The sequence below is a fragment of the Mesorhizobium sp. M0045 genome (assembly GCF_040323385.1).
Lineage (GTDB): Bacteria > Pseudomonadota > Alphaproteobacteria > Rhizobiales > Rhizobiaceae > Mesorhizobium.
Genome location: NZ_JAMYUY010000004.1, coordinates 405,224 through 420,455 on the forward strand (window position 1 = coordinate 405,224; position 15,232 = coordinate 420,455).

Below are 15,232 nucleotides of genomic sequence, written 5' to 3' on the forward strand. Positions count from 1 at the left end.
AGAGGCTGAATTCTGCAGGATACGAACCGCGCCGTAATTAAGCTCTCCCAAATAGTTCTCAAAACTTCCAAACGGGCTATAGATGCGCCGTATGCAGGGATCGCGCTTTGCCTTTGGTCCGTTCGTGCTTGATCCGGGTGCGGGAACGCTTATTCGGAACGATGTCCCCGTTGCCGTTAGCTACCGCGGGCTAAAGCTGCTTGCGGCGCTCGTCGGACGGTCCGGCGAAATCCTTGAAAAGGCTGAGTTGATGGACGCGGCGTGGCCGGGTACAGCCGTCGAGGAAGGCAACCTAACCGTCCAGATCGCGCTGCTGCGGAAGCTGCTTGGCCCGGCCGCCGACGGCGGTGAATGGATCGCCACGGTTCCGCGCGTCGGCTACCGCTTCACGGGAGCCGTCGAACAGCTCGGCGTCGCGAAGCGAAAACCTTTGCCGCTGCCCGACAAACCATCGATAGCCGTGCTGCCCTTCGTCAATGTCAGCAACGATCCCGAGCAGGAATCCTTCGCGGATGGGTTGACCGAAGACCTGATCACCGACTTATCCAGGATCTCCGGCCTGTTCGTCATCGCACGCAACTCGGCCTTTGCCTACAAAGGAAAGGCGATGGACGTGCGCGGGATCGCTGAGGACCTTGGCGTGCGCTACCTGCTGGAGGGTAGCGCAAGGCGCGCCGCAGGGCACGTGCGCATCAACGCACAACTGGTCGACGCGGTGAGTGGCGATCATGTATGGGCGGAACGCTTCGATCGCAGCCTGGAAGATATTTTTGCCGTTCAGGACGAGGTCACCGGCAAGATCGTCGAGGCGTTACTCGGCCGGCTGCGTGCACCGCCGCCGCGCAATCGGCCCCAAAATCTCGAGGCCTACGATCTCTGCGTGCGAGCGCGCAAGCTGATGGATGATTCGCCGCAGACGGCGCAGGAAGCGCATCTGATGCTCACCCGCGCGGTTTCGCTCGATCCGGAATATGCCGAGGCCTATCGCTGGCTTGCCATGAACCACTGGATGGGATGGGTGCATTCCGGCGGACCAACCGAAACATCCCGTAGCGCTGCTTTGGAACTCGCGCGCAAAGCCGTGGCGATCGACCCCAACGATGCCGGCTGCCGCTGGGTTTTGGCTTACCTGCTTGCCTACGAGCGCAGCTTCGCCGAGGCGGATGCGGAATTCGCCAAGGCGATCGAGCTTGACCCGAACGAGGCCGATGCCTGGGCGGCATTGTCCGACATCGCGGTCCTGGCCGGACGGGTCGAGGAGGGTCTTGAGCACATTCGCAAGGCGTTCCGGCTGAATCCGTTTCCGGCAAGTTGGTATTATCTCGCGCTCGGCCAGGCGCAATATGCAGCCGGCGAATACGAATCCGCTGTTAAGACACTGCGCAGGGACGAGACCTATCGTACAAGCTCACGCCGTTTCCTGGCGGCAAGCCTTGCCCAACTCGGCCGGCTCGACGAGGCGCGCGCAGAGGTCGAACTGTTTCTCGTCGGCAACCCGCATTTCACAACCCGCCACTGGGCGGCGACGGAGCCATTCCGCGACGCTGCGACGCTTGAGCATTTCGTTGACGGCTTCCGTAAGGCCGGCCTTCCGGAGTGACGCGCCGGCGCCGTCGCACGGTTCGTGCGACCTATTCCTCAAAGCGACCCGTGGCGTCACGATCGCGCTCGTATCGTCTCGTGAGCGGAAACGGCGGCAACCAGGACTCGCGACGGATGATCCAGCTTTCGTAGGTTGGCATCAGTTGGTCAGGCGCATCCAGGGATCCCAGGTTCACTTCGATTTCATCGCCGGTGCGTCCGAAAATGGACGATCCGCAGCGGGGACAGAAAAACCGCCCGGCGTAGTCGCGTGTTTCGCCGTCGATCGTCACCGCATCCTGAGGAAATATCGCGGAAGCGTGAAAAAGGGCTCCATGATGCTTGCGGCAGTCGAGACAGTGACAAAGGCCGACCCGGTATGGGCGTCCCGACGCGACAATTCGGACGTTGCCGCACAGGCACCCGCCGGTGAATCGGTCCATGCTGCGTCTCCTCCAAAATCAAGCGGCCGCAATGGTTACAACGACCGGCACTGTTGTTGCAATCGGCGCGCCGCGGGCGGGGACACGTCGTTCTTCCGTGGCGATGACATTGCAGCCGCCTCTCTATGCCTTATGCGAGCTTGCCGTCGAAAATAGGCTTTGGTTTGTCATATGGTACGAAACGGCGCCTTCCATTGAGCCGCCAACTCGGCGGCCGAGGCGAGCTTGACTCCGCAGTCGGCGAGTATGCGTGCGACCGCCCCTACCGCCTCGGCGTTGGACGAGGCTATGCTGCCGTTCGGAAGGAAAAGATTGTTTTCGAAGCCGACCCGGACATGGCCCCCAAGCAATGCGGCGGCGGTCACGCACGCCGCTTCGTTGCGGCCGAAGGCGCAGACGCTCCAATGGTCGAAGCGCGGCATGTTCGCCGCGAGGAATGGCAAGAGATCGGCAGGAACGGACGTCTGTCCCGGCGTGTAGCGGCCCAGCACGTAGAGAACCGGTATGCTTGCCCAAGGGGTCAGTCCGCGTTGCTGCATGTCCGAAAGCCTGACGGCCTCCTCGGGCGAATAGAGGATGATCTGTGGCGCAACCCCCTCGGTGTGCAGCCAGGCCATGAAGCGCACGAAGGCGAGTTCCGATCCGGCATCAGGAACGATTTCGCGAAGCGCCAGGGAGACAGCTTGCGGCTTCACATCTTGTACGACGGCCATCTGTTGGGCCGGCGAATAGATACCGAGTGCTTCGGAGGTGATCTGGATTACCAAGCGGTCGCCGGCAGCACCGCGGATGGCGGCGATCGCCTGGCGGTAGGCGTCGGCGTCGAGCAGATGATTGCCGCTTCGGTCGCGGACATGAACGTGGATCATAGCCGCACCGGCATCGGCGCATTCCGCGGCCGTCCTCGCAAGTTCGGCTGGTGTCAGCGGAATCGCCGGATGGTCGGCCTTGCTGCGACGTCCCCCGTTCGGGGCGACGGCTATGGCGATGCCGTCGACACCATGGGCCGGCTTCATGGGAACGTTCTGTAAGCGACAAGATTCATATGAATCATCTTTGATCACACTGAAACAGACGTTGCAATCGCTGGTCTGGCGAGCTAGCAATATCCATGGACCAGGAAGAGCTTGCTGGACAGATCGTCACTGCCTTCGACGGCATGTCGGCGCAGCTTCGGTCCGCCGCGCGCTATGTCCTTGATAAGCCGTATGATGTCGCGCTGTTGTCCATGCGCGAGCAGGCCCGGCACGCAGGAGTGCAGCCGGCGACGATGACGCGGCTGGCCCAGCATCTCGGCCTTGATGGCTACGAGGCGGTACGCGATATCTACGCCGCCGCGATCCGGGACGGCGAAATCGGTTTCGCCGGCAAGGCGGGCCTTCAGGTCGCCAGCCAAAAGCTCAAGGGCGACCACGCGCTGGCGGCCGATATTCTGGATTCGATTTCCAGCCAGCTTGCCCATCTCGCCGAAGGCAGGTCGATCGACCGTCTGGTCGAGACGGCCAGGGCGCTCAGTGCGGCAAGGCGCGTCTATTGCCTCGGCCTGCGCTCGAGCCACGCAGTGGCCTGGCATCTGCATTACATCCTGTCGCTGATCGGCGAGAAGTCGGTGCTGCTGCACGGCATCGGCGGAACCGATGGCGACGCTCTGGCCCATGCGACCAGGGACGACGTGCTGATCGCCGCCAGCGTCCTGCCCTACACGCGCTTCACCATCGAGCTTGTCGAGTACGCTGCCGGCCGCGGCGTACCGGTCATTGCGATTACCGACAGCGGGGTAGCGCCCTTGGCGCTGCTTGCCGATCACCTGGTCGTCGTGCCGACCGGCAGCCCGTCCTTTTTCCACACCATGACGCCAGCTTTCATCGTTGCTGAGGTCCTCGGTGCTCTTGTCGCGGGGCAGGCAGGCGAGGGCGCTGTTGAGTCGCTGCGACGTTTCGATGAGCAGGGCGCCGCCCTCAAGACCCATCTGAACCAGCGTCCGCCGAAGAAAATGCCCATCAGGGACCGTCGATGACACACATTCTTCATCGAACCATCCGCTCGACGCTGCCGGTCGCCGCTCGCGGCCAAGGCATCGAACTGTTCGATGCCGAGGGCAAGTCCTATATCGACGCGTCGGGTGGCGCCGCCGTGTCCTGTCTCGGCCACGGTCATCCCGACGTGATCGCCGCGCTGCACGCCCAGCTTGACCGCATCGCCTACGCACACACCAGCTTCTTCACCACCGAGGTGGCGGAGCGCTTGGCGGATCGGCTGGTCGAGGACGCGCCGAAAGGGTTGGACCACGTCTATCTGGTCAGCGGCGGCTCGGAGGCGGTCGAGGCCGCGCTCAAGATGGCCAGGCAATATTTCGTCGAGAAAGGGGAGCCGCAACGGCGCCATCTCATCGCACGCCGGCAGAGCTATCACGGCAATACGCTCGGCGCTCTCGCCACCGGCGGCAACGAATGGCGGCGCGCCCAGTTCAGGCCGTTGCTGATCGAGACCCACCATATCGACCCCTGTTACGCCTATCGCTATCAAAAGCATGGCGAAAGCGACGAAGCCTATGCGGCGCGCGCCGCTCGGCAGCTCGAAGACAAGATCCTTGAACTCGGCCCGGACGAGGTCATCGCCTTTGTCGCCGAGCCGGTGGTGGGTGCGACACTCGGCGCCGTGCCGTCGGTCGCCGATTATTTCAAGCACATTCGCGCGATCTGCGACCGCTACGGCGTGCTGCTCATTCTCGACGAAGTGATGTGCGGCATGGGCCGTACCAGCACGCTGCATGCGTGCGAGCAGGACGGCATCGCTCCCGACCTGCTGACCATCGCCAAGGGGCTCGGCGGTGGCTACCAGCCGATCGGCGCGGTGCTGCTTGGCCGGCATATCTTCGAAGCCTTTGCCCAGGGCTCGGGCTTCTTCCAGCATGGACATACCTATATGGGGCATCCAATGGCGGCGGCGGCCGGCCTCGCCGTGCAGGAGGTCATCCGGCGCGACCGCCTGCTCGACAACGTCAGTGCAATGGGCGCGCAGCTCGACGAGCGCCTGCACCAGCGCTTCGATAATCACGATCACGTCGGCAACATTCGCGGACGAGGTCTGTTCAGGGGAATCGAGCTGGTGGTCGATCGCGCCAGCAAGGAACCGTTCGACCAGAGATTTGAACTCAACGCTCGCATCAAGCGCGAAGCAATGGCCCGCGGCCTGATGATTTATCCGATGGCCGGGACGATTGACGGTGTGCGGGGCGTTCATGTGCTTGTGGCGCCGCCTTTCATCATTTCCAGACAGGATATCGATCGGATCGTCGAACGGCTCGGTGAGGCGATCGACGCTGCGATCGCTTCAGCGGCCTGAACCGCACGACGCGGACCGCCTCAATCAGTTCCAACGCGTCATCGGCGATGGGCCGGGACACCCACCAGAGAGGTAGCAACCATGTACAGTTCAATGAGAACCCTGATCGGCGCGGCGGCTTGCATGCTGCTGGCGCTGCCGTCCGTCAGAGCCGAGCAGCGCTTCGTCACGGTCGGCACCGGCGGGGTCACCGGCGTCTACTATGCCGTCGGCGGCGCCATTTGCCGGCTGATGAACAAGGACCGGCAGAAAACCGGCATCCGATGCTCGACCGAGTCGACCGGCGGTTCGGTCTTCAACGTCAACTCCATCCAGACTGGCGATCTCGATTTCGGCTTGACCCAATCTGACGTCCAGTACCAGGCCTATGAGGGGACCGGAAATTTCGACGGCAAGCCGTTCAAGGATCTGCGGGCCGTCTTCTCCGTCCATCCCGAGCCGTTTACCGTGCTGGCGCGGCCCGATGCCGGCGTCACCAAATTCGAGGACTTCAAAGGCAAACGCTTCAACGTCGGCAACCCCGGGTCAGGCACCCGCTCATCGATGGAGGAGTTGCTGAAGCAGATGGGCTGGACGCTCGGCGAGTTCTCGCTTGCCGCGGAGCTGAAGGCGGACGAGCAGGGCAGCGCGCTGTGCGACAACAAGATCGACGGTTTCTTCTACGGCGTTGGTCATCCTTCCGCCGCGATCCAGGATCCGACCACGGCCTGCGGCGCCAAGCTCATCCCGCTGACCGGTCCGGCAGTGGACGCGCTGTTGGCAGCTCATCCGTACTATTCAGTCGCCACCATCAAGGGTGGCATGTACGCCAACAACCCGGACGACGTGAAGACATTCGGCGTCCGCGCCACCGTGGTGACGAATGCCAGCACGCCCGATGAGGTGGTCTACGAGCTGGTGAAGTCGGTCTTCGAAAATTTCGACGACTTCAAGAAACTGCATCCGGCTTTCGCCAATCTCGATCCCAAGGAGATGATCAAGACCGGTCTGTCGGCGCCAATGCATCCGGGCGCGGAGCGCTATTACAAGGAGAAGGGCTGGCTCTGAGGCCTTCAATGCGAGGCGCCAAGGGCGCCTCGCATCGCAAATAATTGTGGGGAACGATGACAGATCAAAGCCAGCGGGCGGCAGCGCCTGACCAACCCGTTATCGACATCGACAAGCTCAGCGAGATCGTCGCGGAAGCCGACACCGGTGGACGCAAGCCGACCGGCCGCACCGCGAAGCTGATCCTCGGCGTATCGCTTGCATGGTCGCTGTTCCAGCTCTGGTATGCTTCGCCCCTTCCGTTCATGCTCAATTTCGGCGTTGTCAGCGACGGCATCGCCCGCTCCATCCATCTGGCCTTCGCCTTGTTTCTGGCGATGCTGACGTTTCCGGCCTTCAAGACCTCATCGCGCAGCCGGGTGCCGCTACCCGACTGGGTGCTAGGCATCGCCGGGGCGGCGTCCGCCCTCTATCTGCTGGTCTTTTATAGCGATATCGCCCACCGGCCGGGTCTTCCCACTACAGCTGACCTGGTCGTATCGATCGCCGGCGTCCTCATCCTGCTCGAGGCCGCCCGTCGCGCCGTCGGACCTGCCATCACTGTCATCGCGGCGATCATGCTGATCTATATTTTCGCCGGGCCTCACCTTCCTGGCCTGCTCGGCCACAAGGGCGCGACGTTATCGCGCGCAGCCTCGCAGATGTGGCTGACGTCCGAGGGGGTGTTCGGTGTCGCCCTCGGTGTGTCCACCAATGTCGTCTTCATGTTCGTTTTGTTCGGAACATTGCTGGAGCGCGCCGGCGCCGGCGGCTTTTTCATCCAGCTTGCCTTCTCGCTGCTCGGCAAATACCGCGGCGGTCCGGCCAAGGCCGGTGTCGTGGCTTCCGGCCTGACCGGCATGATTTCCGGCTCTTCGATCGCCAATGTCGTGACCACCGGAACCTTCACCATCCCGCTGATGCGGCGGGTCGGATATTCTGCGGTGAAGGCGGGTGCCATCGAATGCGCGGCCGGCGTCAATGGTCAGCTGATGCCTCCGGTGATGGGCGCCGCCGCGTTCCTGATCGCGGAATATGTCGGCATCTCCTATGCCGAGGTGGTCAAGCACGCCTTCTATCCGGCGCTGCTGACCTACGGCTCGTTGTTCTACATCGTCGATATCGAGGCGATGAAGACAGGGATGAAGGGCCTGCCGTCACGCCGCACGCACTCCGCATTTCAGGGTGCACTGCGCGGGCTGATGGGCATATGCGGCTTCATCGTCCTCGCAGGGCTTGTCTATTACGGCATTGGCTGGACGAAGATCGTTTTCGGCGCGGCCGCGACCTGGATGATCACTGCCGCGCTGATCGCCGTTTACATCGGCCTCGTTGCCTACCGAGCGCGCTATCCCGACCTGCCGCTCGAGGATCTGGAGGGCGAGATCGTCAGGATTCCGCACTTCGGCGAGACGGCGCGCACTGGATTGCATTTTCTGCTTCCGGTGATCCTGCTGATCTGGTGCCTGATGGTGGAGGAGCTGTCGCCGGGCCTCTCGGCATTCTGGGGCGTTGTCGCCCTGATGGCGCTGATCGTCACGCAACGGCCGCTCACCGCCTTTTTCCGCAAGGACCGAGCGCTGGCACGGCATTGGCTTCACGGTTTCGACGATCTGATCGGTGGCCTGTCCGCCGCTGCGCGCAACATGACGACGGTCGGCATTGCCACTGCGACGGCCGGCATCATCGTCGGCACGGTCCTGCTCACTGGCATCGGGCTGGTGATGACCGAGCTCGTCGAATTCATCTCGGGCGGCAGCTTCATCGTCATGCTTTTGTTCACCGCGGTGATCTGCATCATTCTCGGCATGGGCATGCCGACCACCGCGAGCTATGTCGTCGTCGCCACCTTGATGGCGCCGGTCATCGTCGATTTGGCGGCGCAGAACGATCTTGCCGTGCCGCTGGTCGCCGTCCACATGTTCGTTTTCTATTTCGGGCTGATGGCGGACGTGACGCCGCCGGTGGGGCTGGCGGCTTATGCTGCTGCGGCAATTTCAGGCGCCGATCCGGTGAAGACCGGGATTCAGGGCTTCAAGTACGAGATCCGTACCGGCCTCTTGCCATTCATCTTCATCTTCAACACCGGACTGCTGATGATCGATCTCGAAGGGCCGTTCGACTTCGTTGCGATGGTCGTGACATCGACGCTGGCCATGGTCTCGTTTGTAGCAGCGACGCAGAATTGGATGCTCGTGCGCAACCGCTGGTACGAGACGATTGCGTTGCTTCTGGCCTGTTTCATCTTGTTCAGACCGGGATTGTTGCTCGATCAGGTGAGCGAACCTTATCGGGCAGTGCCTGCCTCCGAACTCAGCCGTATCGTCGACGAGACACCCGAAGGCGGAGCGGTTCGCCTGCGCCTGACGACACTGAACCTCAACGGCGATGAGATATCGAAGCTGGTTCGGCTACAACTCGGGCCCGCAAATTCATCGGCCGAACGCCTGAAGGCTGTGGGGCTGGACGTCAGCGCGCTCGGCGACAGCGTGACAGTCGGCGTCGTGCGACTGGGCAGCCAGGCGGCCAAATTCGGCCTGCAGCCCGGCGACGAAATCAACCAGGTGCTAGTGCCCGCGGAGCGGCCGTCGCGCTATTGGTTTGCGATTCCAGCCCTGCTGTTGCTCGGTCTCGTCTTCTGGATTCAGAAGCGGCGAAGGCGGACAGTCGGCCCGTAAGCGTCTTGTGAGCGGAAGAGGCTCGCCAGCATGTCAGTAACAAGAGAACCAAACGGCGCCGCGGAACCGGCTAATGCGGAAATGCGCATGACGACGCGCGACCGCCCCTTCGAACCCGTCGACTACGGGCTTTACGCGCTGACGGTCATTGCCTGGAGCGCATCGTGGTTCGCGATCGAACTTCAGGTCGGCAGCGGCGTGTCGAACGAGGTCAATCTGGTCTGGCGCTTCGCCATCGCCACGCTGCTGATGTTTGCCTGGGCGGCTTTTTCCGGTCGGCGGCTCCGCTTTCCGATCACCGGTCATTTGCGCTTTGCTGTGCTTGGCATCCTCATCTTCTCGTCGAACTTCCTGTTTTTCTATTATGGCGCCGGCTATCTCGTCAGCGGCTTGCTCTCGGTCGTCTTCTCGCTCGCCTCGGTCATCAACATGCTGCTCGGTGCCTTGGTCATCGGCGAGCGCCCGGCGCCGCGCATTCTCGCCGGCGGCGTCATCGGCTTCGCCGGCATAGCGCTGATGTTCTTCCCCGAAATCGCTGCCAACGGGCTTTCCGGCGGCACGTTGGTGGGCCTTCTTCTGTGCCTCTGCGGCACCCTGAGCTTCTGCGCCGGCAATCTCGTCTCCGTCGCAAGCCAGCGCCGCGACCTGCCGCTCGTTTCAACCAACGCCTGGGGCATGCTCTACGGCACTTTGTGGTCGGCGTTCCTGGCCTTCCTGTTCGGTGAGCCGTTCGTGTTCGCGACGACCGCCTCTTATATCGGCTCGCTGGTCTTCCTCGCCGTCATATCGACGGTCGTGGCTTTCGCCGCCTACCTGACGCTGCTCGGACGCATTGGCGGCGCCCGCGCCGGTTATGCGACCGTCATATTTCCCGTCTTTGCGCTTTTGATCTCCACGGCGCTGGAAGGCTATGCCTGGACTGCGTATGCGATCATCGGGCTCGTCCTCGTCGCCGCCGGAAACGTCCTGGTCATTCGAGGAGGACGACGCTGACGCATGCAATGCGTCGCAATGCGCCGCCTTCCGCTGCGCGGGCCCCGCCACATAGGTGCACCGGATAAATCGGGCGGGGCGCCTTCTTCTTCTGTCTGTTTATCCAGCTTGACTCTCTGGGTCGTCAGTTTAGGCTGCGGTCAATGGGTCAGACCAATGTACCAGGGCGGCCGGGGAGGGGAATTAGACGCGCATGCCGATCCAGGCTGTTGAACCTCGCCGGCTATACCGACAGGTCGCCGATCAGCTCAGGCAGCTGATCGATGCCGGCGAGTTTTCCATCGGCGACCGTCTGCCGACCGAGCGGGATCTGGCCGACCAGCTCGGAATTTCCCGCCCGACGGTCCGTGAAGCGCTGATAGCGTTGGAGGTCGAAGGCCGCATACGCATCCGCGTCGGCTCGGGTATCTACGTCACCGATCCGCCGAACGCCGCCGCCTCCGAACCCGAAGTCGAGGAAGGCCCGTTCGAGCTGTTGCGCGCGCGCGAATTCGTCGAAGGCGCGATCGCCGCCGAAGCGGCCCTCCATGTCCGGTCTGCAGATATCGAGCGGCTCGACGACGTGCTGCGCCGGATGGAGGCCATGCGCCACCCCAACAAGATGACCATTGCGCTCGACCGGGAATTCCATACCGCTGTCGCCGGCATTCTCGAGAACGCGGTGCTGGTGCGCTTCATCGGCGAGCTTTTCGACCAGCGCATGAACCCGTACTTCGAACGCCTGTCGATCTATTTCGAGACCAGCGATTCCTGGCAGGTCGCGGCAAGGGAACATCGTGCCGTGCGCGATGCAATTGCCGCGCGCGACCCCGAGCGGGCCAAGGCCGCCATGCAGCAGCATCTGCGCCAGTCGCAAATCAGATTCTCACGCAATTTCGATGAGAGAGCCGCAGCCAAGGAGGTTGCGGAATAGCAGTTGGCCTGGGGGAGATCCGGCCGTCAAGTTCAACCAGGGAGGAATTAGATGCTGAGAAAATACGCAGTTCTGCTCGGTGCGATCGCCGCAATTGCCATACCCATGGCGTCGGCCTCGGCGGAAACGGTCCTGAAATGGGCACATGTCTACGAGACGACGGAGCCCTTCCACACCGAATCCGTGTGGGCTGCCGACGAAATCAAGAAGCGCACCCAGGGCCGCTATGCCATCGACGTCTATCCGGCCTCGCAGCTTGGCAAGGAAGCAGACATCAACCAGGGCCTGATGCTCGGCACCGTCGATATCATCATTTCCGGATCGAGCTTCGCGGCGCGCGAATATCCACCGATCGGCGTCACCTATTTCCCGTACACTTTCCGCGATGCCGACCATCTGCTGAAATACACCAAGAGCGACGTCTACAAGGCCCTGACCAAGGGCTATGAGGACAAGACCGGCAATCACATCGTCGCCACCACCTATTACGGGACGCGGCAGACCACCTCGAACCGGCCGATCGCCAAGTGCTCCGACATGCAGGGCTTGAAGATGCGCGTTCCCGACGTGCCGGCCTATCTGGCCATGCCGCGTGCCTGCGGGGCCAACACGGCGCCGATTGCCTTCGCCGAGGTCTATCTGGCTCTGCAGAACGGCACGGTCGAGGCCCAGGAGAATCCGCTGACCACCATCGAGGCGAAGAAATTCTACGAGGTGCAGAAGAATATCGTGCTAACTGGCCATATCGTCGATCATCTCAACACCATCATATCGGCGTCCCGCTGGGCCTCGCTGTCCGACGAGGACAAGAAGATCTTTACCGAGGTGATGCAGGAGGCTGCCGCCCGCGCCACTGCAAAGATCGTCGCCCGCGAAAAGGAACTGGTGCAGGTATTCAAGGACCGCGGCATCACCGTAACGGATGTCGACCGTGCCGACTTCGAGAAGAATGTGTTGGAGAAGGTCACCTTCGACGAGTTCGGGTACAACAAGGCCGATTGGGAAGCGATCCGCGCTATCAAGTAGAGCATCGGAAACTGGATGCTCAATCAAGAGGATAGAGCGGTAATCGGATTCGCCGCTTTAACCTGCCTATCCGTCCGGGCTCAAATTGCGCCGGACGGCCTTCCAATCCTTGACGATCCACCAGCTTCGGGAGTGCGCGCCAATGGCCGAGGAACACCACACCGAGATCACCGTCGAAGAGATTGCGCACGCCTTCGAGGAGGTGCCGATGCGCGTCGACCTGTCGGACCACGGCATCGAGGACTGGGTCACGCTTGCCGTGTTCTGGGGCATGGTCGTCTGTGTCTTCCTGCAGTTCTTCACCCGTTATGCGCTGAACAACAGCTTTGCGTGGACCGAGGAGATCGCCATCAACGCGCTCGTCGTCGTTGTCTTTCTCGGCGCCGCCATGTGCGTGCGCCTTTCGCGCCATATCCACGTCGACGTGCTTTACCACTATCTGCCGGAGCGTGTCGGCCGCTGGCTGGCGCTTGCCGTCGATATCATCCGCATCGCATTCTTCGCCTACGGATCCTGGCTGATGTGGCGCTACGTCACGATCGTGGCGCATGAGCGCATGGTCACCGTCAACCTGCCGCGGCGCTGGTTCTTCTACGCCGTATTGGCCGGCTTCGTGCTGATGCTTCTGCGCTCGATCCAGGTCTTTATCGGCAATTACCGGCGCGGCTATTCGGTGCTCGAGCGTCCTGGTGCGTTCGAGACGGCGGGGGTCTGAGCGATGCTGCTTCTGGTCGGGGGCTTTCTTGTCCTGATGCTCATCGGCGTGCCGGTCGCCGTTTCGATGGCGGCCGCGTCGATCCTTTACCTCGTCATCTACGGCGTCGCGCCCGACATCATCGCGGCCCAGCGCATGATCGCCGGGGTCGAGAGCTTCCCGCTGCTCGCCGTGCCCTTCTTCATCCTGGCCGGCAACCTCATGAACATCGCCGGCGTCACCGGGCGCATCTATTCCTTCGCCCTTGCCCTGGTCGGCTGGATGAAAGGCGGCCTGGCGCAGGTCAACATCATCGGATCGGTGATCTTTTCCGGCATGTCGGGTACCGCGCTCGCCGACGCCGCCGGTATCGGCACCATCGAGATCAAGGCGATGAAGGACCACGGCTATCCGATCGACGCCGCGGTTGGCGTCACCGCCGCTTCCGCCACTCTCGGGCCGATCTTTCCGCCCTCGCTGCCCTTCGTCATCTACGGCATGATGGCCAATGTCTCGATCGGTGCGCTGTTCATGGCCGGCATCCTGCCCGGCGTGGTCATGACCATGCTGATGATGATTACGGTTGCCATCTTTGCCTACAATCGCGGCTGGGGCTCCGACACGCCTTTCGAGCTTCGGCGGCTCGCCGAAGCAGCGGGCGAGGTGCTGGTGGTGGCTGCCTTTCCGATTGGCTGTTACGTGCTTGTGCAGCTTGGCCTGTCGATCAACGTCGCGGTCGGCATCGCGCTGCTGCTGCTGATCGCCGCGGACTGGTATTTCGATTTCTCCGCGGTCATGGCGCTGATGACGCCGGTCATCCTGATCGGCGGCATGACGATGGGCTGGTTCACGCCGACCGAGGCGGCAATGGCGGCTGTGATCTGGTCGCTTTTCCTCGGGCTGGTGCGCTACCGCACGATGACGCTGCGTTTGCTTGCCAAGGCCAGCTTCGACACGATCGAGACGACCGCCTCCGTACTGTTCATCGTTACCGCCGCATCGATCTTCGCCTGGCTGCTTACCGTCAGCCAGGCGGCACAGCTGTTTTCGAACTTCATTTTCGCGCTCACCGAAAACAAGTGGGTCTTCCTGATCCTGGTCAACATCCTGATGCTGGTGGTCGGCTGCTTCCTCGATACGATCGCCGCGATCACGATTCTGGTGCCGATCCTGCTGCCGGTCGCTGCCGTCTACGGCATCAACCCGGTGCATTTCGGGCTGATTATGACGCTCAATCTGATGATCGGGCTTTTGCACCCGCCGCTCGGCATGGTGCTGTTCGTGCTGTCACGCGTCGCCAAGCTCTCGGTCGAGCGCACCACCATGGCGATCCTGCCGTGGCTGGTGCCGCTTATCGTGGCGCTGCTTCTGATCACCTTCATACCCGCCATCACGCTTTGGCTGCCGACCGAGATGGGCTTGATCCGGTGAGTGGCCAGGTGATCGCCGCAACGCTGTTCGGCCCGCAGGACCTGCGCGTCGTGGAGCATCCGCTCGAACCGCTGGCACCAGGCATGGTGCGTGTGCGCTTCGGGGCCGGGGGCATCTGCGGCTCCGACCTGCATTATTTCCGCCATGCCCGCACCGGCGACTTCGTTGTGACCTCGCCGCTTGTCCTCGGCCATGAAATCTCCGGCGAAATCGTCGAGATCAACGGCGCGGCACCCGGCCTGGGCGTCGGCGACCACGTCGCGGTCAATCCGTCACGCTGGTGCGGGCATTGCGCGCGATGCCTGGAAGGCCGCGCCAATCTCTGCGAAAACATCTACTTCATGGGCTCGGCGTCGAAGACGCCGCATATGCAGGGCGGCTTCGCCAGTCTGTTCGACGTCACGCCCGCGCAATGTTTCAAGGTTCCATCTGATGTGGCCTACCAGGCGGCCGCACTTGCCGAACCGCTGGCGGTCAGCCTGCACGCCGTTGCGCGGGCCGGCGACATCAGGGGCCGCAACGTCGTCCTGTTCGGTGCCGGTCCCATTGGCCTCTTGACCATGCTCGCGGCCAGGCTTGCCGGCTGCGCTGAACTGACCGTCGTCGATATCGCCGCCGCGCCGCTCGCCTTCGCCCGCAGGTTGGGCGCCGACAGGACGATCGACCTTGCCAGCGGGGACGCCGAGATCCAGTCGCTCGCGGCCGGCGGTTCGCTTGATGTGGCGTTCGAGATTTCAGGCACTGCCGCAGGCCTTGCCGCGGCAATCGCCAGCGTCCGGCGCGGCGGCACGGTGGTCCAGGTCGGCAATCTTCCCGGTGGCCAGATCCCGCTGCCCGCCAATGCGGTGATGGCCAAAGAGATCGACCTCAAAGGCACCTTCCGCTTCGGCAGCGAGTTCGCTCGCGCAGTCGACCTCATTGTGTCGCGGGAGGTGGACGTCCTGAAGCTGGTGACGGCGGAGCGCACGCTTTCCTCCGCCCCCGATGCCTTCCGACTTGGCGCCGACCGCGCTCAAAGTGTCAAGGTCGTGCTGACCGCGGACTGATTGAGGATTCGCAACGTCCCTGTTTTTTACGAGCCCATTGGCGCTTCACCGTGCAG

Annotated in this window: 13 protein-coding genes; 11 read left to right on the forward strand and 2 right to left on the reverse strand. The window is 62.7% G+C overall.

Annotation, left to right across the window (positions count from 1 at the left end; genetic code table 11):
• Nucleotides 1-91 precede the first annotated feature (91 nt).
• On the forward strand, nucleotides 92-1,600 hold the full coding sequence (locus tag NKJ72_RS09255; protein ID WP_352476787.1) for a winged helix-turn-helix domain-containing tetratricopeptide repeat protein: 1,509 nt from the start codon (nucleotides 92-94) through the stop codon (nucleotides 1,598-1,600).
• A 31-nt stretch (nucleotides 1,601-1,631) separates the two neighbouring features.
• On the opposite strand, the gene NKJ72_RS09260 is transcribed toward NKJ72_RS09255, so the two are convergent.
• Together NKJ72_RS09260 and NKJ72_RS09265 are read right to left on the reverse strand one after the other, a co-directional pair.
• Entirely contained in the window at nucleotides 1,632-2,024 is a 393-nt protein-coding gene (locus tag NKJ72_RS09260; protein WP_352476748.1) for a GFA family protein, read from the reverse strand.
• Between the two features lie 167 nt (nucleotides 2,025-2,191).
• The gene (locus NKJ72_RS09265; protein ID WP_352476749.1) at nucleotides 2,192-3,040 is read right to left on the reverse strand and encodes a beta-keto acid cleavage family enzyme; all 849 of its coding nucleotides are present in this window, start codon (nucleotides 3,038-3,040) and stop codon (nucleotides 2,192-2,194) included.
• Nucleotides 3,041-3,135: 95 nt separating this feature from the next.
• On the opposite strand from NKJ72_RS09265, the gene NKJ72_RS09270 reads away from it, so the two are divergent.
• From NKJ72_RS09270 to NKJ72_RS09315, 10 genes are all read left to right on the forward strand, one after another.
• Nucleotides 3,136-4,041, forward strand: coding sequence for a MurR/RpiR family transcriptional regulator (locus NKJ72_RS09270; RefSeq protein ID WP_352476750.1), 906 nt, complete (start codon nucleotides 3,136-3,138; stop codon nucleotides 4,039-4,041).
• Nucleotides 4,038-5,369 (forward strand): aspartate aminotransferase family protein, encoded by a 1,332-nt coding sequence (locus NKJ72_RS09275; protein WP_352476751.1) that lies wholly within the window; start codon nucleotides 4,038-4,040, stop codon nucleotides 5,367-5,369. The genes NKJ72_RS09270 and NKJ72_RS09275 overlap by 4 nt, the downstream gene beginning before the upstream one ends.
• A gap of 93 nt (nucleotides 5,370-5,462) precedes the next feature.
• Nucleotides 5,463-6,416 carry a TAXI family TRAP transporter solute-binding subunit gene (locus NKJ72_RS09280; RefSeq protein ID WP_352476752.1) on the forward strand — a complete coding sequence of 318 codons (954 nt, stop codon included), beginning with the start codon at nucleotides 5,463-5,465 and terminating at the stop codon, nucleotides 6,414-6,416.
• A gap of 56 nt (nucleotides 6,417-6,472) precedes the next feature.
• Nucleotides 6,473-9,073 carry a TRAP transporter permease gene (locus NKJ72_RS09285; RefSeq protein WP_352476753.1) on the forward strand — a complete coding sequence of 867 codons (2,601 nt, stop codon included), beginning with the start codon at nucleotides 6,473-6,475 and terminating at the stop codon, nucleotides 9,071-9,073.
• Nucleotides 9,074-9,160: 87 nt separating this feature from the next.
• Nucleotides 9,161-10,066, forward strand: a complete 906-nt coding sequence (locus NKJ72_RS09290) for a DMT family transporter (RefSeq protein ID WP_352476754.1) — start codon at nucleotides 9,161-9,163, stop codon at nucleotides 10,064-10,066.
• A 193-nt stretch (nucleotides 10,067-10,259) separates the two neighbouring features.
• The gene (locus NKJ72_RS09295; protein ID WP_352476755.1) at nucleotides 10,260-10,979 is read left to right on the forward strand and encodes a FadR/GntR family transcriptional regulator; all 720 of its coding nucleotides are present in this window, start codon (nucleotides 10,260-10,262) and stop codon (nucleotides 10,977-10,979) included.
• Between the two features lie 51 nt (nucleotides 10,980-11,030).
• Nucleotides 11,031-12,005, forward strand: coding sequence for a sialic acid TRAP transporter substrate-binding protein SiaP (locus NKJ72_RS09300; RefSeq protein ID WP_502901837.1), 975 nt, complete (start codon nucleotides 11,031-11,033; stop codon nucleotides 12,003-12,005).
• Nucleotides 12,006-12,147: 142 nt separating this feature from the next.
• Entirely contained in the window at nucleotides 12,148-12,720 is a 573-nt protein-coding gene (locus NKJ72_RS09305) for a TRAP transporter small permease (RefSeq protein WP_254818543.1), read from the forward strand.
• Between the two features lie 3 nt (nucleotides 12,721-12,723).
• Entirely contained in the window at nucleotides 12,724-14,130 is a 1,407-nt protein-coding gene (locus NKJ72_RS09310; RefSeq protein ID WP_254818544.1) for a TRAP transporter large permease, read from the forward strand.
• Entirely contained in the window at nucleotides 14,127-15,176 is a 1,050-nt protein-coding gene (locus NKJ72_RS09315; protein ID WP_352476756.1) for an L-idonate 5-dehydrogenase, read from the forward strand. Before NKJ72_RS09310 ends, NKJ72_RS09315 begins: the two co-directional genes overlap by 4 nt.
• Nucleotides 15,177-15,232 lie beyond the last annotated feature (56 nt).